The sequence below is a fragment of the Bacillus sp. Y3 genome, from assembly GCF_008123875.1.
GTDB lineage: Bacteria > Bacillota > Bacilli > Bacillales > Bacillaceae > Bacillus > Bacillus altitudinis.
This window is the reverse complement of the sequence record NZ_VSSC01000003.1, coordinates 290,239-310,098: the sequence shown is the minus strand read 5'-3', so window position 1 is coordinate 310,098 and position 19,860 is coordinate 290,239. Positions and strand designations below refer to the sequence as shown.

Sequence of the window (19,860 nt, the reverse complement as noted above, 5' to 3'; positions counted from 1 at the left end):
AAGAAAAATGCCTGTTATGTCATATATAGACGCTATTACACTAGCGATGAAAGAAGAAATGGAGCGAGATCCGAAAGTGTTTGTGCTCGGAGAGGATGTCGGGAAAAAAGGCGGCGTATTTAAAGCAACAGCGGGTCTTTACGAGCAATTTGGAGAAGCGCGCGTCATGGATACACCTCTTGCCGAATCAGCGATTGCAGGTGTAGGTATTGGGGCTGCTATGTATGGAATGCGTCCGATCGCGGAGATGCAATTTGCGGATTTTATTATGCCAGCCATCAACCAAATCATTTCAGAGGCTGCAAAAATTAGATATCGTTCCAATAATGATTGGAGCTGCCCAATGGTCATTCGTGCTCCTTACGGGGGCGGCGTACACGGGGCGCTTTATCATTCACAATCTGTCGAAGCCATTTTTGCCAATCAGCCAGGCTTAAAGATTGTGATGCCTTCTACACCTTATGATGTCAAAGGGTTGTTAAAAGCCGCAGTGCGTGATCCAGATCCTGTATTGTTCTTTGAACACAAACGTGCATACCGTCTCATTAAAGGAGAAGTGCCTGAAGAGGATTATACGCTCCCTATTGGAAAAGCGGATGTGAAACGAGAAGGCGATGACATTACGGTCATTACATATGGCCTTTGTGTTCATTTTGCCCTCCAAGCAGCAGAGCGCCTTGCGAAGGACGGAATTTCTGCTCATATTCTCGATTTACGTACAGTGTACCCGCTTGATCAAGAAGCGATTATTGAAGCGGCATCAAAAACAGGGAAAGTACTCTTGTTAACAGAAGATACAAAAGAAGGAAGCATCATGAGTGAAGTAGCTGCCATCATTTCAGAGCACTGCTTGTTTGAATTAGATGCGCCAATTAAACGTCTAGCAGGACCTGATATCCCTGCAATGCCTTATGCACCGACAATGGAGAAATTCTTCATGGTTAATCCGGATAAGGTAGAAGCTGAAATGAGAGAACTAGCGGCGTTTTAAGAAAGAGGAGGGTTTCAAAGTGGCAACTGAACAAATGAAAATGCCTCAGCTTGGTGAAAGTGTAACAGAAGGAACCATTAGCAAATGGCTCGTTTCACCTGGCGATCATGTGAATAAATACGATCCGATTGCGGAAGTCATGACAGATAAAGTAAATGCAGAAGTTCCGTCATCCTATACAGGAACAATCACTAAACTAGCGGCTGCAGAGGGTGATACACTTCAAGTAGGAGAAGTGTTTTGTGAAATTGAAGTAGAAGGCAGTGCGCAGCAGAGTGCGAAAATAGAAGAGGCGCCTACGCAAGATGAAGCACCAGAGCCTGACCAAACAAATGTGGATCAGAGTCAAAAGAAACGATACTCTCCGGCAGTCCTGCGTTTAGCAGATGAGCACGGAATTGATTTAGCGACTGTTCAAGGAACGGGAGCTGGCGGCAGAATCACAAGAAAAGATTTGCTGAAGCTTATCGAAAGTGGAGGCGCAAAAGAAACAGCAGCACCTGCTAGTGAAAGAACAAGTCAAAAAGAGCCTGCTCAGTCGACACAAGGAAAAGCAGCTCCTTCCATCCCTTCAATGCCTGGAGATGTTGAACTGCCGGTCACTCCGATTAGACAGGCGATTGCCGCAAACATGCTAAGAAGCAAGCATGAAATTCCACATGCCTGGACGATGATGGAAGTGGATGTGACAAACCTTGTGACAAGAAGAAATCAGCTAAAAGATCAATTCAAAGCAAAAGAAGGCTTTAATTTGACGTTCTTTGCGTTCTTTGTCAAAGCAGTGGCTCAGGCCTTAAAGGAATTCCCTGAAATGAACAGCATGTGGGCTGGTGATAAAATTGTTCAAAAGAAAGCGATCAATGTCTCCATTGCTGTTGCGACAGATGACGCTCTTTTTGTCCCAGTGATTAAAGATGCGGATGAGAAAACGATTAAGGGAATCGCCAAAGAAATTCATGAACTTGCTTTCAAGGTCAGACAAGGCAAACTGAAGCAAAGTGACATGGAAGGCGGCACTTTCACTGTGAACAACACAGGATCATTTGGTTCGGTTCAATCAATGGGGATCATTAACTATCCGCAAGCAGCCATTTTACAAGTAGAATCTATTGTAAAGCGCCCGATGATTGTAAATGGTATGATTGCCGCAAGAGATATGGTGAATCTTTGTCTTTCGTTAGATCATAGAGTACTCGATGGTCTTGTATGCGGTAGATTCCTGCAAAGAATTAAACAAATTCTTGAAGGCATTGACGAAGAGACGTCCGTCTATTAAGCTCATTTATATGTCCCCTTCTCACAATGAGAGGGGGATTTCCATATCAATCAGAAAGGAGCCATGAGATGTCTGGACTAGATTTTTTTGCTTTTCTTACGATCGGTCTGATGTTTATCACAGCCATTGCGTTCGCTTTTCTTCGGTATATTTCCAAATCACGCAATCATCCTGAACGCTTACTGCTCATCATATCGATCGTTTCAATCATTCAAATCGCCTATTGCTTGTTGATGATAGGTGGATTTAAAGGAGTCGCCAATAGTTTATTAGGCATTTCCCTTCTGATAGGTACACTGCTAGGGTATGCACTTGAATATTTATACAGACGTTATATCAAAAAAACGCCCGCATCGAAATGATGCAGGCGTTTTCTTTATTCTGCTGGAACGATAAAGGTCAAATGCTGTTTTAATACTTCAAGGGAAGAAGGAGCGGTCATGTATACTTCTCCATCTGTATCTGCATCCATTTCCTCTTTAGTATGAATATGAATGCTGGATGCTTGTATAAGAGACAGGTCACCTTTAAAATCCTCTAGCTCTTCACGGTTCATTGAAAAAATCTCTTTTAAAGCAGAGAAACTCGTATTTCTGCAAATTAAAATTTCGACTTTTCCATCATCAATTGAAGCATTTGGCAGATCTATTTTATTTGTACCGATAAAGTGCCCATTCATGACAAGGACAATCACAGCTTCTTCTTCCCAGTTTTCCTCTTCCGTTTCAATGCGTACATAGAAAGGTTCTGTCTGCTGAAGGGTTCGAAGAGCGCTCGTGAAGTAGCTGATTTTTCCGAGGACAGCTTTTTCTTTATCATTAATATTGTTTGAGGTATCTGCGATGAGACCAATCCCCCAAAAATTTAAAAGGTATCGATCCTCTGCTTTGATTAAATCGACCTTTTTTTCAGTGCCATCTATCACCATTTGAGCGGCCTTTGGCATCTGCTGAGGGATGCCCAGCGTTCTAGAAAAGTCATTGCACGTCCCGCCAGGTAAGATCGCTACAGCTGGCCTTTTTTCTAAACCGCCAATTCCATTCATACATTCATGGACGGTTCCGTCTCCACCTAGTATAATCAGCAATTCAACCGACTCATCCATCTCACGGCAGAAATGATAGGCATCATTCGGCTGTTTTGTAGGCTTAAGGATGAGTTCATCAATATGTAAAGAAAGAAGAGGCACTGTTTGACCTAGTGTTTTTTCCATGTTTTTTTGTCCAGCATTTCCGTTATAAATGAGTATCGCTTTTTTGAATTGTGCCATCACGCAGTTCTCCCTTTCATCACTTTACTATCACTTTTCCCCAATTCCACAGGTCATAAACGACGTTTGAAAAAAGTGAAGGGGGCGAAACAAGACATTTGCCCGCCGGCGTTTTCCTTGATATGATGTAGTTAAAATGGTTTGGTACGTAGAAGGAGTGGACGGTTATGAATATTGATTTTAATTTATTTATGAATGATATTGTGAAACAAGCACGAGAAGAGATTAAACAGGCAGGTTATACGGAACTGACAACAGCTAAAGAAGTCGATGAAGCGCTGACGAAAAAAGGAACGACACTTGTCATGGTGAATTCAGTGTGCGGCTGTGCAGGCGGTATTGCTAGACCAGCGGCTGGTTATTCTGTTCATTACGATAAGCGTCCAGATCAATTGCTCACAGTGTTTGCTGGACAGGACAAAGAAGCAACCGCAAGAGCACGTGAATACTTTGAAGGCTTCCCGCCATCTTCACCATCATTTGCTCTATTAAAAGACGGGAAAATCATTAAAATGGTCGAACGTCACGAAATCGAAGGACATGAACCGATGGAAGTGGTGTCAAAACTTCAAGCCGCTTTCGATGAGTATTGCGAAGAAGTGTAACATGTTACTTTTGAATGAATCATTTAAAGGCAGTCCGGTCTTTTGATCGGTCTGTTTTTTTGTTTTACATGACATAAGAATCAAAATAATTTTAGCAAAATACTATTGCATATCAAAAAGAAAGTGTTTAAAATACATTATAGTGAATAAATATTCAAATCTACTCATGATTTTAAATACTAGGAGGCATTATCATATGAAAAAGTGGTTATTATTACTTATGACAGCTGGTCTTGCAGCTGCACTAGCAGCATGCGGAACTTCTTCTAATAATTCAAACGCATCAGGAGACGACAAAACACTCATTATGGCGACTTCAGCAGATTATCCGCCATTTGAATCAAAAGACGGTGATAAAATTATCGGTTTTGATGTCGACCTTGCTACAGCTCTAGCGAAAAAGAACGGCTATAAGCTAGAAATTCAAGATATGGACTTTGCAAGCCTCGTGTCAGCTCTTAAAACAAATAAAGCTGATATTGTGCTTGCAGGCATGACACCTACTGAAAAGCGTAAAAAACAAGTTGATTTCTCAGATGTTTACTACAATGCTGAAAACTTGGTTGTATCAAAAAAATCTAGCGGTATGAAAACAGAGAAAGATTTAAAAGACAAAACGGTTGGCGTTCAATTAGGTTCTATCCAGCAAGATGAAGCAAACGGATTGCAAAAGAAATATAACTTAACGGTTGAAGATCGTAATAAAATCTCTGATATCATTCAAGAAATTAAAGCAGGCCGTTTTGATGCAGCTATTATTGAAGATAAAGTAGCGGCTGGCTACTTGAAAAAGGAAAAAGATTTCCAAGCATTTGGATTGAATAGCTCAAACGAAGGTTCAGCCATTGCGTTCAAAAAAAATAGCGACTTAACAGCAAAATTCAATAAATCATTAAAAGAAATGAAGGATAATGGCGAACTTGATAAACTCATTAAAAAATGGTTTGCTGATGAAAAGTAAGTCAGGAAAAGGATCAGCGTCATTCATGAAAATCAAGTAGAAAGCGCTGAAAAGTTCAACATGTGTTGAACTTTTTTCCTGTTTATTCTTTGATTTTATCTGATGGAAAAAAAGGAGAATATCATGATGGATTTTAAAGATGTCATACCTCAGATGCCCTTTATTTTAGAAGGTCTTAAAGTAACGCTTTCTATTGTTGTGGTATCACTGTTTCTTGGTTTTATTTTAGGAATCTTATTAACGCTCTGTAAAATTAGTGTATTTAAGCCACTTATCTGGCTAGCCGATTTTTATACGTCAATCTTCCGAGGCACACCGCTTGTGCTTCAGCTTTTGATTATTTATTTTGGTCTTCCTCAGCTGCTCGGCTTTCAAATTGATCAATACTGGGCAGCTGTAGCCGCCTTTTCACTAAACTCGGCGGCGTACGTATCTGAAATCATTCGTGCAGGAATCAATGCCATTGATAAAGGGCAAAAAGAAGCGGCCGTTGCTTTAGGTATCCCGTATGCTAAAATGATGAAGGACTTATTGCTTCCGCAAGCATTCAAAAATATTTCACCAGCACTTGTGAACGAAACGATTACACTGACAAAAGAATCAGCGATTGTCACAGTCATTGGACTTGGCGATGTCATGAGACGAGCCTATCAAGCAGGTGCTGTCACCTATAACTATCTTGAACCGCTAATTTTTGCGGGTCTCATCTATTATGTCATCGTGCTTATTCTTACCTTCGTCGGCAAATCGGTGGAAAGGAAGTTAAAATCAAATGATTAAAATAGAGAAACTCACAAAATCTTTCGGTAAAAATGAAGTGTTGAAAGGGATTGATACCACGATTAAAGAAGGCGAAGTGGTAGCTGTCATCGGGCCATCTGGTTCAGGAAAATCAACATTTCTTCGCTGTATTAACTTACTTGAAAAACCGACTTCTGGAGTGATTACGATTCAGGGGACGGAAATTACCAATCCAAAAACAAATGCACTAAAAGTGCGCGAGAATATTGGTATGGTGTTTCAACATTTCCACTTATTCCCGCACAAAACAGTGCTAGAAAATATTACGTATGCGCCAATGAATGTAAAGAACCAATCGAAGGAAGACAGCATCAAGCAGGCAGAGGAGCTTTTAAAAAAGGTTGGACTTTTAGAGAAAAAAGATGATTATCCGAACCGGCTGTCAGGTGGTCAAAAGCAGCGTGTCGCCATTGCACGTGCCCTTGCGATGACACCAGACATCATGCTTTTTGACGAGCCGACGTCTGCTCTTGATCCAGAAATGGTAAAGGAAGTATTAGAGGTCATGAAAGAGCTCGCTCAATCTGGGATGACGCTGATGATCGTCACACATGAAATGGGCTTTGCAAAAGAAGTAGCAGACCGTGTGATCTTTATGGATGATGGGAAAATTGTAGAGGATGCCAATCCTGTAGAATTCTTTGAATCTCCGTCTTCACAGCGTGCTCAAGATTTCTTACAAAAAATATTATAATGAAAAAAACGAGGAGGAGACTTAACATCTCCTTCTTTTTTTGATTATAATGGGGAAAGTAAAAAAAGTTCATCATTTCACAAAAGTAGACAGAAAAGAGTGAATCACATCATGTTTAAAATCGGCTACCGAACGCTGAAAACAGCATTAGGAACAGCTCTAGCCATTTACATTGCACAAATGCTCGGTCTGCAAAACTATTCAGCTGCCGGCATTATTACGATCCTATGTATTCAGGTGACGAAAAAAAGGTCACTCCTCGCATCTGGGGCCCGCTTTGCCGCATGCAGTCTTGCCATCTTATTTTCTTATTTGTTTTTTGATCTGATTGGGTATCATCCTTTCGTCATTGGACTGATGCTGCTCGTCTTTATTCCAACAACGGTCTTGCTTCGGATTAAAGAAGGGATTGTCACAAGTTCAGTGATTATCCTTCATTTGTATATGTCTGGAGGCATTACGCTTCATCTCATCTGGAATGAGCTTTTACTCATCACCATTGGTGTAGGGGTCGCACTCATTATGAACCTGTATATGCCTAGCGTTGATAAAAAGCTGAAACAATACAGTGAACAAATTGAAGCGAATTTTGCGAAAATCTTTGAAGAAATCGAGCAATATTTAATGACCGGAAAACAAGACTGGACAGGAAAAGAAATTCCAGAGACGCATCAATTGATTAAAGAAGCGAAAGCTCTTGCATACCGTGATGTTGAAAATCATGTCTTAAGACATGAAAATCTGTATTATCATTATTTCAACATGAGACAAAAGCAATTTGAAATCATTGAGCGGGTGCTTCCGAAAATTACGTCCATTTCTGTTACAACGGAGCATGGGCAAATCATTGCAGAATATATTAGAGATTTACGAGAACATATTCACCCAGGGAACACGGCGCATAAGTTCTTAAGACGCCTGATTGATATGAAAGAAGAGTTCGATGCACTGCCGCTTCCACAAACACGTGAAGAATTTGAAGCTAGAGCCGCACTCTTTCATTTTCTCGGAGAAATGGAACAATATTTGGTGCTTAAAAGTTATTTTAAAGGGATGAAAGAATAAAGACGCATGAGTTCCTCCTTCATTGGTCAATCTAATGAAAAAGGAGGAGCCTATGCGTCTTTTATTTTATACTGTGCTGACCATGTCCCTTTCACCCATCTGGCCGCTCGGGCAAAACCCGCTTCCAGGAGACCCGTATGTCATTATTAATAAACAAACAAACGAGCTTGCGTATATTGATCATGGAAAAATTCAAAAAGTCTACCCGGCTTCTACTGGCAAAACAGCTGATTTAACGCCAGAAGGTGAATTTACGATTATGATCAAAGCGAAAGATCCTTATTACAGAAGAAAAAATATTGAAGGCGGTGCGAAGAATAACCCACTCGGCCGAAGGTGGATTGGATTTGATGCGCGAGGAACCGACGGGAGAACCTATGGCATTCATGGAACAAGTGATGAGACATCGATAGGGAAATTTATTACGGCAGGCTGTGTTCGTCTTCATAATCAAGATGTAGAACGGCTATTTGATCAGCTTCCAGTTGGTACAAAGGTATGGATCACGACATCAAGCGATGCATTTGAAAAACTGGCCAAAGACAAACAGGCCATTCGTTAAAAAACGAATCACCTGCTTGTCTGCTTTTTTATCAACACTTTATAAAAAGGCTGCCGCTCCTGCTAAAAGTGAAGAAATTAACAGTAAGCTAATCATGAGCAATACCATAAATTTCATGAATTTCTGAGACATATCGCACCCCTATAATCAAATGTTTTTGCGACGAGCGCACCTTTCTTTATTCTAGCTCGTTTTTACGCAGGCGACAAGTGATGTACAAAGGAAGTGAACGGATGAATCAAATCGATCATATAGCCATTGCCGTTTTTTCAATTCATAAAACAGCACGTACGTTCTCTAGGCTGTTTAACTGGGAATTTTCAGACATAGAAGTACTTCCAAATCAAGGGGTCAAAGTATCTTTTGCTTCCCTAGGTGATCTGCACATTGAGTTGATTGAACCGATGTCGGATCACAGCACATTACATACCTTTTTAACAAAAAGAGGAGAGGGGCTTCATCATATTGCATTAAAGTCAGGTGACATTCAGGCTGATCTCAGTCAACTTGACGAGCTCGGCATGCAACTCATTCAAAAGGGCGCACAAAATGGTGCGAACGGAAAGCGCATCGCGTTTATTTCACCAAAAGAAACGTCAGGTGTGCTAATTGAATTGTGTGAACCTTTGAAAGGAGAGAAACAGGAAGATGCATGAATCGTTCAATGACTTGTCTGAATGGCGCGAGAAAGCTTTAAGGGGCGGCGGTGAAAAACGAGCAGCGGCTCACCGAAACAAAGGAAAGCTGACTGTTCGGCAGCGGCTTCATGAACTTCTTGATGAAGGCAGCTTTATGGAAATTCAGTCATTTGCTAAAGGCTGCCGCTCAGAGCATTTAGGGGATGGCGTTGTCACTGGGACGGGACTGATTCATGGGAGACAAGTAGGTGTATATGCACAAGATGCGACCGTGTACGGGGGTTCGCTAGGGGACATGCATGCGAAAAAAATAGCGGCTTTAATGGATTTGGCGGCTAAAAATCAAATGCCTGTTATCGGTCTAAAAGACTCAGGTGGTGCGAGAATTCAAGAGGGTGTGGTATCATTAGAGGGATATGGTCAGATTTTTAAACGGAATGTGCTGTACTCTGGTCAAATTCCGCAAATATCCGTTATTTTAGGCTCCTGTGCGGGAGGTGCAGTTTATTCACCTGCATTGACGGATTTTGTTTTCATGACGGAGCAAACAGCTCATATGTTTTTAACTGGTCCGAAAGTGATAGAAAAAGCAACAGGAGAGACGGTCTGTCCTGACCGGCTTGGAGGTGCAGCAGTTCAGCATCAAACAAGCGGGAATGTGCACTATACAGGGAAAGATGAGAGAGACGTGTTAAAAGCAGTTCGAACGCTTTTAACGTACATACCAACGAAACGACGGCCTGTCATTCATCGTAAGGTGCAAAAGCATGATGCAAGCGATCTTGGGAACATCTTGCCAAAGGAGCCATCACGCACTTATGATGTCAAACAAGTGGTGACAGCGATCACCGACCACGGCTCATTTTTTGAAACGCAGCGTTGTTTCTCCAAAAATATCGTCACAGGTTTTGCCAGATTACAAGGATCTTCCATTGGTCTTGTAGCCAATCAGCCTAAGGTGCTGGCAGGAAGCCTTGACCTCGATGCTGCTGATAAAGCGGCTCGGTTTATTCGATTTTGCGATGCATTTCATATTCCCATTTTAACCCTTGTGGACGTTCCTGGATTTTTGCCAGGGGAGAAAGCCGAGCATGCAGGCATTATCCGCCACGGCGCAAAGCTTCTGTATGCGTACGCTGAGGCGACCGTTCCAAAGATCACTGTGATTTTGCGAAAGGCATTTGGCGGTGCATACGTTGCGATGAATAGTAAGGGCTTAGGTGCTGACTTTGTGTATGCATGGCCAGAGGCAGAAATTGATGTCATGGGAAAAGCATTTGCAGACGAAATTGTTCATCCTGCTTTGCGTGAGGTGGACAATGAACCTAGTGTCATGAAGGCAGCACAATTAGGATTAATCGACGATATTTTAATGCCAGATGAAACGAGAGAGCGGCTCATTCGCTCATTTGACCTGCTTCGCAGTAAGGAAGAAGATAGACCGTTAAAAAAGCATGGAAACATGCCGCTATAAGAGGAGGAACATCATCATGATCAATGAGAAACGCTTATTAGACGAATTTTTAGAACTTGTTCAAATCGATTCAGAAACGAAACATGAAGAAAAAATTGTTGAAGTCCTAAAAGAGAAATTTACTGGTTTAGGGCTTAATGTAGTCGAAGATGATTCAAAAGAGACAACCGGCCATGGAGCAGGCAATCTTATTTGCACACTTGAAGGGAATCAAGAGGCAGATACGATTTATTTTACTTCTCATATGGATACAGTTGTACCAGGTAATGGTGTTAAGCCAGTCATTGAAGACGGCTATGTCAAGACAGATGGCACAACCATTCTTGGTGCTGACGATAAAACAGGGCTTGCTGCAATGTTTGAAGCGATCCGTGTCCTAAAAGAGAAAAATGTACCGCATGGCAAGATTGAATTTGTCATTACAGCTGGTGAAGAATCAGGACTTGTAGGAGCAAAAGCGTTAGATCCGAAAATGATGACAGCAAAATATGGTTATGCCCTTGATTCAGATGGCAAGGTCGGTACCATTATCGTGGCTGCGCCAACACAGGCGAAAGTACGTGCAACCATTTACGGAAAAACAGCTCACGCAGGTGTGGCACCTGAAAAAGGCGTCTCTGCGATTACGATTGCATCAAAAGCGATCGCCAGCATGCCGCTTGGCCGTATTGATGAAGAAACAACGGCGAATATCGGCCGCTTTGAAGGCGGAACACAAACGAATATTGTCTGTGATCAAGTGGATATTCTGGCAGAGGCACGTTCTTTAGAACCGGCAAAAATGGAAGCGCAAGTAGCGAAAATGAAAGAAGCCTTTGAAAAAACCGCTAAAGAAATGGGCGGAAGTGCCGATGTACAAATTGACATCATGTATCCAGGCTTTAAATTCTCACACGGCGATCAAGTCGTTGAAGTGGCGAAAAAAGCGGCTGCGAAAATTGGCCGTCCTTCAGAACTACAGACAAGCGGGGGAGGCAGTGATGCAAACGTCATTGCTGGAAACGGCATCCCGACCGTCAACCTAGCTGTTGGATATGAAGATATTCATACGAAAAATGAGAAAATGCCGATTGAAGAATTAGTCAAGACAGCTGAAATGGTTCTCGCCATTATCGAAGAAACGACAAATCCATCGTAAAGGCAGGAGACTCTGTGAGCACGCAAAAGATCATTATTTTCCAAGTGGGACAAGAGGATTTTGGTATCAGCGTAGAACATATACGCTCAATTGAGAAGGTCCCTTATTTACAAGAAGTATCGAACCTTCCAATAGAGATTAAAGGACTCATGTCGTTAAGAGGAGAGGTCATTCCAGTCAGTGACACAGGTGTCATGCTGCACGGAAAACCTCTGGATGTAACCGAACAGTCTAAGGTTCTACTATTTGAATTAAACGATCAAATGATTGGCTGCCTTGTTTCTGATGCAAAAGATATCATTGATATCGAGTTAAGTGAGATCAAGCCATTTCATATGAACACAAAAGCATCTGAATATTTCTTCGGCGTCGTTGAGAGAGAGAACAAGATGATTTTACAAGTGGACCCTAATAAGTTTCTAGGGAAAATTGAGGATCTTGATCAATTGCCTGAGCGATTGAAAGAGGAATTGGCATAAACAAAGGCCCCTTATCCATGGATAAGGGGTCATTTTGCGTGCCGGAGCTCACGCATCTTTTATTTGTTGCGCTCTACAGAAGACAAATAAAGCCCCCTTATCATGTTCCGGTAAGGGGGCTATCATTTATTCAGCTGCTGGGTTAATTGAATCGTTTGCCGCAGCTTTTGTTTTTGATTTTTGGTACATCACATTTAAAATAATCGTTTGAATGGTGAGTAAAAGTCCACTTGTCATCCAATATAAAGGAAGAGCAGCGGGAGCATTAATTGATAGAAACAGCATCATGACTGGGAAAATCATGCCCATGATTTTTGCTTGTTTCAGTGCAGCTTCTGTTTGGGTGCCTGATTGTTTTGCGAATTTTTGTGTGACATAAAATTGCAAGAAATACATGGCCCCTGCAAAGATCGCCACCAAAAGATCAGTTTGTCCTAAGTTAAACCATAAGAACGAATGTGTTGCGATCTCAGGTGTTGAGCGGATTGCTGAGTAAAAGCCAAGAACAATTGGGATTTGAATCAGCATCGGCAGACAGCCCATTGCCAGCGGGTTCACATTGTTGTCTTTATATACTTTCATCATTTCCATTTGCAGTTCTTTTTGTTTTTCAGGTTCTTTCGTTTTTTTCAATTTGCTTTGTATTTGGTCAATCTGAGGTTTAACGAGTGCCATTTTCTCTTGCATCACTCTTTGCTTTTTAAATTGGTTTGCAAAAAGCGGGAAAATAAGCAGCCGGACAATCAATGTCACGAACATAATAGATAAACCGTAGTCATCATGGAAAAAGTTCGCAAGCCAGATAATCAACTCAGAAAAAGGCTGAACAAAATAATGATGGAAAAACCCATCAGAGCTTGTATTTGTTTGCGCACTGGCAGCAAATGCCGGTGACGCTACCATCATCAAAAATAAAGTCGTACAAATAGTCAATAAACGTTTCAATTCGTTTCCTCCTCAATAATAAAATCTAATAAGAGAGAGGAAGCGAATGGTCTTCATCATCATTTGATGATCTTTTCATTCGAATGACTTTACTAATCCAAGTTGTAATGCGATCATATATGATAAACAGAAAGTCTGTTCGATTCAAACAAGATGCATCCAACTCTTCTAAACGATGCCCTCCGAGGTGCTCGTTCATTCGGCAGTCTTTTAATAAGAAGGCAATACCGATGGCGGTCAGCGCTGGAAGAATAATCGTAAAGAATTCAACAAGGAAAAAGACTTCATTGAATGTATCAATAATCATGATTATCACATCCATTTCATTACTCACAGTGTACTATACACCATATGAAATGTCTAATGGAACAAACAGGTGAAATCGCGGTGAAGTGAAGGAAAGTAGATCACCTAAGGAGGCAAGCGAATGGCTGATTCTCAAAAGAAGGGGCGAATCATTTTTCATATTGATATGAATAGTTTTTATGCATCGGTAGAAATGGCGTATGATCCTTCTTTGAGAGGGAAACCTTTAGCCATTAGCGGAAATGCAAAAGAACGCAAAGGGATTGTTGTGACCTGCAGCTACGAGGCAAGAGCACTCGGGGTGAAGCCGCCGATGCCACTCTGGGAAGCGAAGCGGCTATATCCGGGACTGATTGTGCGTACACCCAACTTTGACCGGTACCGCAGCTCCTCACAAGAAATGTTTACCATACTAAGAGAATATAGTGACTTAGTTGAACCCGTTTCAATTGATGAAGGCTATATTGATTTAACCGATACACCTTATGCTGAGCATGCCGTGAAAACCGCTCATGATATTCAAACGAGGCTAGTAGAAGAGCTCATGCTTCCTTCGAGTATTGGCATTGCACCAAATAAATTTCTAGCGAAGATGGCGTCTAATTGGAAAAAGCCAATGGGCATTACCATTTTGCGTAAACGAGATGTCCCGACAATGCTCTGGCCGCTCCCTGCAGGTGACATGCATGGGGTTGGACAGAAAACGGCAGATAAGCTGAAAACCATTGGAATTCATACAATTGAAGATTTAGCGAAAGCGAATGAATATGCGCTGAAAGAGTTATTAGGCATCAATGGACCGAGGTTAAAGCAAAAGGCAAACGGAGAGCATGACGGCATTGTCGACCCAGAAAGAATATACGAATTTAAATCTGTCGGAAATTCTTCCACTCTTCCTCACGATTCTGATGATACAGATGAACTCATCTCATTAATAGAGAAACTGTCGCAATCGGTGAGTGCCAGATTACGAAGAAAAGAAGTGATGGCAAACCGGCTGCTCATTATGATTCGGTATGCAAGCTGGAAAAATATCACACGGAGCGTCACACTCACGAATCCAACTGATCGAAAGGAAGATCTATTTGAGGCGGCAAAGCAGCTATTCCTAAAGCATTGGAATGACCAGCCAGTAAGACTTTTAGGCGTGACGGGGACCGATCTTGTGGAACGAAAATCAGCCGTCAAGCAGCTTGATTTATTCTCTTATACAGAAGATGCAAAAGACGAACCGCTCCAATCTCTTTTAGACGGACTGAAAGAAAAATACGGTAAACCACTCATTCAAAGAGGAGTGACCATTAAGGAAAAAGAGAGCAAAACAAGTGGTACAAGTTTTAATAAAGACTTTTTTCAAGACGAAAGAGGAAATGACTAGCCTGAAAACTTGATAAAAGAGGTGATGTTGTGGTAATTTCAAAGGGTACATCATTTCAGCAGTAATCAATATAGTGTGTTAGAAGGGACGTCAGAATTATGTCAAAACAACAAATCGGTGTCGTTGGACTAGCCGTTATGGGGAAAAACCTTGCCCTAAATATTGAAAGCCGCGGTTTCTCCGTGTCCGTTTATAACAGATCTAGCAGCAAAACAGAAGAGTTTCTTCAAGAATCACAAGGGAAAAACGTTGTAGGCACATACAGCATTGAAGAATTTGTTCAATCGCTTGAAACGCCGCGTAAAATTCTTTTAATGGTAAAAGCAGGTGCAGCAACAGATGCAACCATTCAATCATTACTGCCTCACCTAGAGAAAGGTGACATTTTAATTGATGGTGGAAATACATATTACAAGGATACACAAAGACGTAACCAAGAGCTTGCGGAAAGTGGTATTCACTTCATTGGTACAGGTGTTTCTGGCGGTGAAGAAGGCGCACTTAAAGGTCCTTCTATCATGCCTGGCGGTCAAAAAGAAGCGCACGAGCTAGTGAAACCAATTTTAGAAGCCATCTCTGCGAAAGTAGATGGTGAGCCTTGTACAACGTATATCGGTCCAGATGGAGCAGGACATTATGTCAAAATGGTTCATAACGGTATCGAGTACGGAGACATGCAATTGATCTCTGAATCATACTTTATCTTGAAGCATGTCGCTGGTTTATCAGCAGATGAGCTTCATGAAGTATTTTCGGAGTGGAATAAAGGCGAACTTGACAGCTACTTAATCGAAATCACAGCTGACATTTTCACAAAAGTGGATGAGGAAACAAACCAGCCGCTTGTGGATGTGATCTTAGATAAAGCTGGACAAAAAGGAACTGGGAAATGGACGAGCCAAAGCTCTCTTGATCTAGGTGTTCCGCTTCCAATCATTACTGAATCTGTTTTCGCGCGTTACATTTCAGCAATGAAAGATGAGCGTGTTGAAGCAAGTCAATTAATTGAAGGTCCTAAGCCAGCGCAATCCGCAGAGAATAAACAAGAGCTGATCGAAGCGGTTAGAAAAGCCCTATTCATGAGTAAAATCTGCTCATATGCACAAGGTTTTGCGCAAATGAAAGCAGCGTCTGATGAGTATAACTGGGATTTGAAATACGGTGAAATTGCGATGATCTTCCGCGGTGGATGTATCATTCGTGCAGCCTTCCTGCAGCAAATCAAAGAAGCATATGACCGTAACCCTGAATTGAAAAACCTATTGCTTGATCCTTACTTCAAGGATATCGTAGAAAGCTATCAATCATCACTTCGTAAAGTGATTTCACTTGCAGTAGAACAAGGTGTTCCTGTTCCTTCATTCTCAAGTGCACTTGCTTACTTTGATAGCTATCGTACAGCTGTCCTTCCAGCTAACTTAATTCAAGCACAGCGTGACTACTTCGGCGCACATACGTATGAGCGTACAGATAAAGAAGGCGTCTTCCATACTGAATGGATGAAATAAGTATAAAACCTCAAAAGACCTTACCTTGGTAAGGTCTTAGATTGTTGACAAAGGGCTAAAATGAACTTGATTTTAGCCCTTTGTCTTCTTTTTAGCGTGATAGAAAACCTTTGCAGGACTGACACCGAATGCGAGGGTTTGTCTACACGCTGTGACCTTACCTTTGGTAAGGTCTTTTTTGTGTTTACATCTATTCGGCTAAAAATCCGAAAAAGAGGGATGCTAAGTAAAAAAGAACAGAAAGTAGGGATAGAAGTGGGCATTTTATATGCACTTCTCCCAGCGATATTTTGGGGAAGTATTGTTCTCATCAGTGTCAAACTTGGCGGGAATGCCTATCAGCAAACACTCGGCATTACCCTCGGCGCTTTTTTGTTTTCAATCGGCGCCTATTTGATCAAAATGCCGGAACTGACACCGCTTATTTTTGCGGTTTCCGTTATCTCTGGGATCTTTTGGAGTATAGGGCAAATGAATCAGCTTTCAAGTGTCGCCTTTCTAGGGGTGTCAAAGGCTGTTCCTTTATCAACGGGTATGCAGCTTGTGAGCACGACATTATTTGGTGTCATCGTCTTCAAAGAATGGCAAACCATGACGGTCATACTTATTGGTTCTTGTGCTATTTTATTTATTATTGCTGGTGTTGTCATGACATCACTGGGTCAAAAAAAGAGTGGCGGGAACGAAGGCGGCAATTTTAAAAAGGGAATCATCATTTTGCTCATCTCAACCGTAGGCTACGTCGGATATGTTGTCATTTTAAGATGGTTTCATATAGATGGCTGGTCTGCGCTCGTTCCGCAATCTGTCGGCATGCTGCTTTCATCGTTAGCGATCAGTCTAAAGCAAGACCCATTTAGCAAATATACATTCAGAAATATCATTGCTGGTCTTGTGTGGTCGACAGGAAATCTAGGGCTTCTCTTGGCGATTCCGCTCATTGGCGTAGCAGTAAGTTTTTCCATGTCTCAAACAGGAATTGTCATCTCGACTTTAGGCGGTATTTATTTATTAAAAGAGAAAGCATCTAAAACAAGCTTTGTTATTGCAGGCTGCTTGATGATTATCGCAGGTGGTGTGCTGCTAGGTTTTACAAAATAGGAGGTTAAACGAATGTATCCAGATTTGGAAGGAAAAACAGTTCTCATCACAGGAGCAGGTACAGGGATAGGTCAGGCGATGGCGCGCCGGTTTGGACAAGAAAAAGCCAATGTAGTGATCAATTATTTCTCCGATAAAGAAAACCCGGACGACACGATTGCTGAGATTCAAAAAAGTGGCGGACAGGCTGTCAAAATTCAAGGGGATGTATCAAAAGAAGAGGATATGAAGGCGATGATTGATCAAGCTGTTGATACATATGGCAGTCTTGATGTCATGATCAATAATGCAGGAATTGAAAATGAAGTTCCTTCAACTGAAATGACGCTAGATAATTGGAACAAAGTGATGTCTACCAATTTAACAGGTATGTTTTTAGGCTGCCGTGATGCATTAAAGTATATGACAGAACATGGGATCGAGGGGTCGATTATTAATATGTCGTCGGTCCATCAGCAAATTCCGTGGCCTCATTTCGTCCATTATGCAGCAAGTAAAGGAGGCGCCAAGCTTTTGACAGAAACGCTGGCACTAGAATATGCCCCTAAAAAAATTCGCGTAAACAGTATTGCACCAGGTGCAATTGATACCCCCATCAATGCCGAAAAATTTGATGATCCAGCATTGAAAAAGGGCGTCATTGAGCTGATACCAATTGGCTATATCGGAAAGCCTGAAGAAGTGGCAGCATGTGCTGTCTGGCTTGCATCAAAAGAGGCGAGCTATGTGACAGGGTTGACGTTATATGTAGACGGCGGTATGACCAAGTACCCGGGATTCCAAGCAGGAAAAGGATAATCGTGCATATGTTGATCACGGGCTGGGCTCAGAGGATAACACAACATCAAATTATGATCTAGTATGTTGTCATGCTAGTGAAAAGCGTGAGCATAAACATTGCACACGCTTTTATCCATTTATTCGCCTTTTTCAAATATGGCTTCTTTGTTCTTCACGATGATGCCTACTTTCGTTTTGACACGAGGAACGCCATCTTTTTGAAGATAATCATATAAAATGGGTTCTATTTCATTGATATCTGTACGAAGTATTTTAGGTGATAACTCCTCGATAAATGGATCGTTTTTAACTGCTAGACAGTTCGCCATTGTATCGAGTGCAATTAAACTGAAAGGTCTTCCTTTGTTTAGCCATGATTTCATTCTGAGCCATGTTGGAAAGCATGCTGATGCCAACCTGCCCCAACTGTCGTGAAAAGAGGAGCAATGAGACTCCATCCAATCAAGTATGTGATGTGAACGGAAACGATATAGGCTGGAGAGAGCCGTCATTGGCAATTCCTTTTCACTTACACATTTCAATTGATCAAAAATACGTCTCATTCCTTCCTCGGCTGGTAAACTACTGGCTGTTGCCCAAGAAAGCGGATGAAAAAATTTATCGGCATCATTCTCCCAAAGCTCTCTTACCCAATCCGAAGCTGCAGTACCTAAAACATCAGCTGCGATCTCCAGCATTCTTGATTTGACTTCATGATTTTCCGTTCCATAAAATCTAGCTTTTACAGACATCAACATTTTTTGTGTATCGTGTTTTTTCAGGGCATTGATGACATCGTATTGAAGAAACCATCTTGTGATTGAGAAATCTAATAAAGACTCCAAATCATGTTGAACCGCTTGTAATGTGGGTATTTTCTCTTCTGCTGTGACCAATACATCTTCTTCTGGCTGACAAGCCTCTCCGTCTTCTTCATAAAAATCATCGTGCAATAAAAATTTCTTTGGAGAGTGGATGATCGCTAAGTGATACCATTCAATTGGCCGTAAAGAATAGGTTAAGAGCCGCCTGTGACAATCATTGCATAATCGATAAGGCTGAGCTGATTCATCAGAAATTTTTACAACATCAATCTCGTTTCTTTTACAGGCTTCACACAAATGAGTGACTGCCATGATATCCACTCCTTTTGATTGCAAAGATATGAATAGATTCGAAAAGTAGCAGCAAAAGACGTTTACCTGTCCATCAAATTGAGTGGGAATAGAATCTGTTTCCATCTCTGGGCAGTTACTTCTCATGATTTATGGGATGAAAAATTGGGTTTTTGAATGAGCTAAGTCATTCGCACTTATTTTAACAAAGTTCTCAAAGACTGTCTTCTGAAGAAGAAGCTACTTTATGGTTCATTCGGAGAGTATTTTTTAAAAGAAAAGGGGTCTCGTTCATATCTGGATGAGATCTTTTTTGTTCTGAAAGCTTGTTGTGAGTATTGATACGGTCATTTTTAAAATAAAATACAGACATATACAATTAAATGTCTAGACATTTAAAAATAAAAATATATAATATTAACTGGAAGCGCTTTTATTACAACAATGGGGTGAGAGAAATGAAACGTATTTTATTAGCATGCAGTTCAGGTATGTCTACGAGTTTACTAGTCACAAAGATGAAGGCACATGCTGAGTCTATAGGGGAAGAAGCAGAGATTTGGGCAGTCGGACAAGACCAAGCGAGAAAAGAAATGGCACATGCCGATGTTGTATTAATTGGACCGCAAATGAGCTTTTTAAAAGGGGATCTTCAAAAAGAAGCTCAAAAATATGGGATTGAAGTAGAGGTCATCGATATGCAGGCGTATGGGCTAGCAGATGGACAAAAAGCGTATGAACAAGCGGTTTCATTGATGGGGGAATCTTAAAGG

General features: G+C 41.4%; 23 protein-coding genes. 18 read left to right on the top strand and 5 right to left on the bottom strand.

The genetic code is table 11. The annotated features are described in order from the left end of the window. Window positions 1-7: 7 nt before the first annotated feature. From FXF70_RS06590 to FXF70_RS06580, 3 genes are all read left to right on the top strand, one after another. Window positions 8-991, top strand: a complete 984-nt coding sequence (locus FXF70_RS06590) for an alpha-ketoacid dehydrogenase subunit beta (RefSeq protein WP_148780018.1) — start codon at window positions 8-10, stop codon at window positions 989-991. Window positions 992-1,010: 19 nt separating this feature from the next. Further along, complete coding sequence (locus FXF70_RS06585; protein WP_148780017.1) at window positions 1,011-2,267, top strand: dihydrolipoamide acetyltransferase family protein; 1,257 nt, start codon at window positions 1,011-1,013, stop codon at window positions 2,265-2,267. Window positions 2,268-2,335: 68 nt separating this feature from the next. Continuing rightward, window positions 2,336-2,629 (top strand): YesK family protein, encoded by a 294-nt coding sequence (locus FXF70_RS06580; protein WP_008342236.1) that lies wholly within the window; start codon window positions 2,336-2,338, stop codon window positions 2,627-2,629. Between the two features lie 14 nt (window positions 2,630-2,643). Here FXF70_RS06580 and FXF70_RS06575 read toward each other — a convergent pair whose 3' ends face one another. Continuing rightward, window positions 2,644-3,537, bottom strand: coding sequence for a YegS/Rv2252/BmrU family lipid kinase (locus tag FXF70_RS06575; protein WP_048001399.1), 894 nt, complete (start codon window positions 3,535-3,537; stop codon window positions 2,644-2,646). Window positions 3,538-3,704: 167 nt separating this feature from the next. Between FXF70_RS06575 and FXF70_RS06570 the strand changes: the two genes are divergently transcribed. The 6 genes from FXF70_RS06570 (at window position 3,705) to FXF70_RS06545 (ending at window position 8,225) form a co-directional block, all read left to right on the top strand. After that, a complete protein-coding gene (locus FXF70_RS06570) occupies window positions 3,705-4,142 on the top strand; it encodes a BrxA/BrxB family bacilliredoxin (protein ID WP_148780016.1) in 438 nt (145 codons plus the stop codon). Window positions 4,143-4,338: 196 nt separating this feature from the next. Further along, complete coding sequence (locus tag FXF70_RS06565) at window positions 4,339-5,103, top strand: transporter substrate-binding domain-containing protein (protein ID WP_017357953.1); 765 nt, start codon at window positions 4,339-4,341, stop codon at window positions 5,101-5,103. Window positions 5,104-5,229: 126 nt separating this feature from the next. Further along, complete coding sequence (gene artQ / locus FXF70_RS06560; RefSeq protein ID WP_008342239.1) at window positions 5,230-5,883, top strand: arginine ABC transporter permease ArtQ; 654 nt, start codon at window positions 5,230-5,232, stop codon at window positions 5,881-5,883. Next, window positions 5,876-6,598, top strand: coding sequence for an arginine ABC transporter ATP-binding protein ArtM (gene artM, locus FXF70_RS06555; protein WP_017357952.1), 723 nt, complete (start codon window positions 5,876-5,878; stop codon window positions 6,596-6,598). Before artQ ends, artM begins: the two co-directional genes overlap by 8 nt. Window positions 6,599-6,709: 111 nt before the next feature. Beyond that, a complete protein-coding gene (locus FXF70_RS06550) occupies window positions 6,710-7,663 on the top strand; it encodes an aromatic acid exporter family protein (RefSeq protein ID WP_007501130.1) in 954 nt (317 codons plus the stop codon). A gap of 52 nt (window positions 7,664-7,715) precedes the next feature. Continuing rightward, on the top strand, window positions 7,716-8,225 hold the full coding sequence (locus tag FXF70_RS06545) for a L,D-transpeptidase (RefSeq protein WP_008342241.1): 510 nt from the start codon (window positions 7,716-7,718) through the stop codon (window positions 8,223-8,225). 39 nt (window positions 8,226-8,264) lie between these two features. On the opposite strand, the gene prli42 is transcribed toward FXF70_RS06545, so the two are convergent. Next, the gene (prli42, locus tag FXF70_RS06540) at window positions 8,265-8,357 is read right to left on the bottom strand and encodes a stressosome-associated protein Prli42 (protein ID WP_017357951.1); all 93 of its coding nucleotides are present in this window, start codon (window positions 8,355-8,357) and stop codon (window positions 8,265-8,267) included. A gap of 101 nt (window positions 8,358-8,458) precedes the next feature. On the opposite strand from prli42, the gene mce reads away from it, so the two are divergent. The 4 genes from mce to FXF70_RS06520 are packed head-to-tail and all read left to right on the top strand — an operon-like array spanning window position 8,459 to window position 11,954. Beyond that, the gene (gene mce, locus FXF70_RS06535) at window positions 8,459-8,881 is read left to right on the top strand and encodes a methylmalonyl-CoA epimerase (protein WP_113747202.1); all 423 of its coding nucleotides are present in this window, start codon (window positions 8,459-8,461) and stop codon (window positions 8,879-8,881) included. After that, window positions 8,874-10,337, top strand: a complete 1,464-nt coding sequence (locus FXF70_RS06530; protein ID WP_148780015.1) for an acyl-CoA carboxylase subunit beta — start codon at window positions 8,874-8,876, stop codon at window positions 10,335-10,337. The genes mce and FXF70_RS06530 overlap by 8 nt, the downstream gene beginning before the upstream one ends. 16 nt (window positions 10,338-10,353) lie before the next feature. Continuing rightward, entirely contained in the window at window positions 10,354-11,475 is a 1,122-nt protein-coding gene (locus tag FXF70_RS06525) for a tripeptidase T (RefSeq protein WP_148780014.1), read from the top strand. Between the two features lie 14 nt (window positions 11,476-11,489). Beyond that, complete coding sequence (locus FXF70_RS06520; protein WP_148780013.1) at window positions 11,490-11,954, top strand: chemotaxis protein CheW; 465 nt, start codon at window positions 11,490-11,492, stop codon at window positions 11,952-11,954. A 126-nt stretch (window positions 11,955-12,080) separates the two neighbouring features. Here the strand turns inward: FXF70_RS06520 and FXF70_RS06515 are convergent, their stop codons facing one another. Together FXF70_RS06515 and FXF70_RS06510 are read right to left on the bottom strand one after the other, a co-directional pair. Continuing rightward, the gene (locus FXF70_RS06515) at window positions 12,081-12,899 is read right to left on the bottom strand and encodes a membrane protein insertase YidC (protein ID WP_007501121.1); all 819 of its coding nucleotides are present in this window, start codon (window positions 12,897-12,899) and stop codon (window positions 12,081-12,083) included. Window positions 12,900-12,924: 25 nt separating this feature from the next. Further along, complete coding sequence (locus tag FXF70_RS06510; protein ID WP_008342247.1) at window positions 12,925-13,206, bottom strand: hypothetical protein; 282 nt, start codon at window positions 13,204-13,206, stop codon at window positions 12,925-12,927. A 120-nt stretch (window positions 13,207-13,326) separates the two neighbouring features. Here FXF70_RS06510 and FXF70_RS06505 point away from each other — a divergent pair, with 120 nt between their 5' ends. From FXF70_RS06505 to FXF70_RS06490, 4 genes are all read left to right on the top strand, one after another. Next, on the top strand, window positions 13,327-14,583 hold the full coding sequence (locus FXF70_RS06505; RefSeq protein ID WP_148780012.1) for a DNA polymerase IV: 1,257 nt from the start codon (window positions 13,327-13,329) through the stop codon (window positions 14,581-14,583). 98 nt (window positions 14,584-14,681) lie between these two features. After that, entirely contained in the window at window positions 14,682-16,091 is a 1,410-nt protein-coding gene (gene gndA, locus FXF70_RS06500) for an NADP-dependent phosphogluconate dehydrogenase (RefSeq protein ID WP_007501118.1), read from the top strand. 255 nt (window positions 16,092-16,346) lie between these two features. Continuing rightward, window positions 16,347-17,192 carry a GRP family sugar transporter gene (locus FXF70_RS06495; RefSeq protein WP_024718904.1) on the top strand — a complete coding sequence of 282 codons (846 nt, stop codon included), beginning with the start codon at window positions 16,347-16,349 and terminating at the stop codon, window positions 17,190-17,192. 12 nt (window positions 17,193-17,204) lie between these two features. Beyond that, window positions 17,205-17,990, top strand: coding sequence for a glucose 1-dehydrogenase (locus FXF70_RS06490; RefSeq protein ID WP_008342255.1), 786 nt, complete (start codon window positions 17,205-17,207; stop codon window positions 17,988-17,990). Window positions 17,991-18,109: 119 nt separating this feature from the next. Here the strand turns inward: FXF70_RS06490 and FXF70_RS06485 are convergent, their stop codons facing one another. Next, complete coding sequence (locus FXF70_RS06485) at window positions 18,110-19,108, bottom strand: hypothetical protein (protein WP_148780011.1); 999 nt, start codon at window positions 19,106-19,108, stop codon at window positions 18,110-18,112. Between the two features lie 437 nt (window positions 19,109-19,545). On the opposite strand from FXF70_RS06485, the gene FXF70_RS06480 reads away from it, so the two are divergent. After that, the gene (locus FXF70_RS06480; protein ID WP_008342261.1) at window positions 19,546-19,857 is read left to right on the top strand and encodes a PTS sugar transporter subunit IIB; all 312 of its coding nucleotides are present in this window, start codon (window positions 19,546-19,548) and stop codon (window positions 19,855-19,857) included. Window positions 19,858-19,860: the final 3 nt, after the last annotated feature.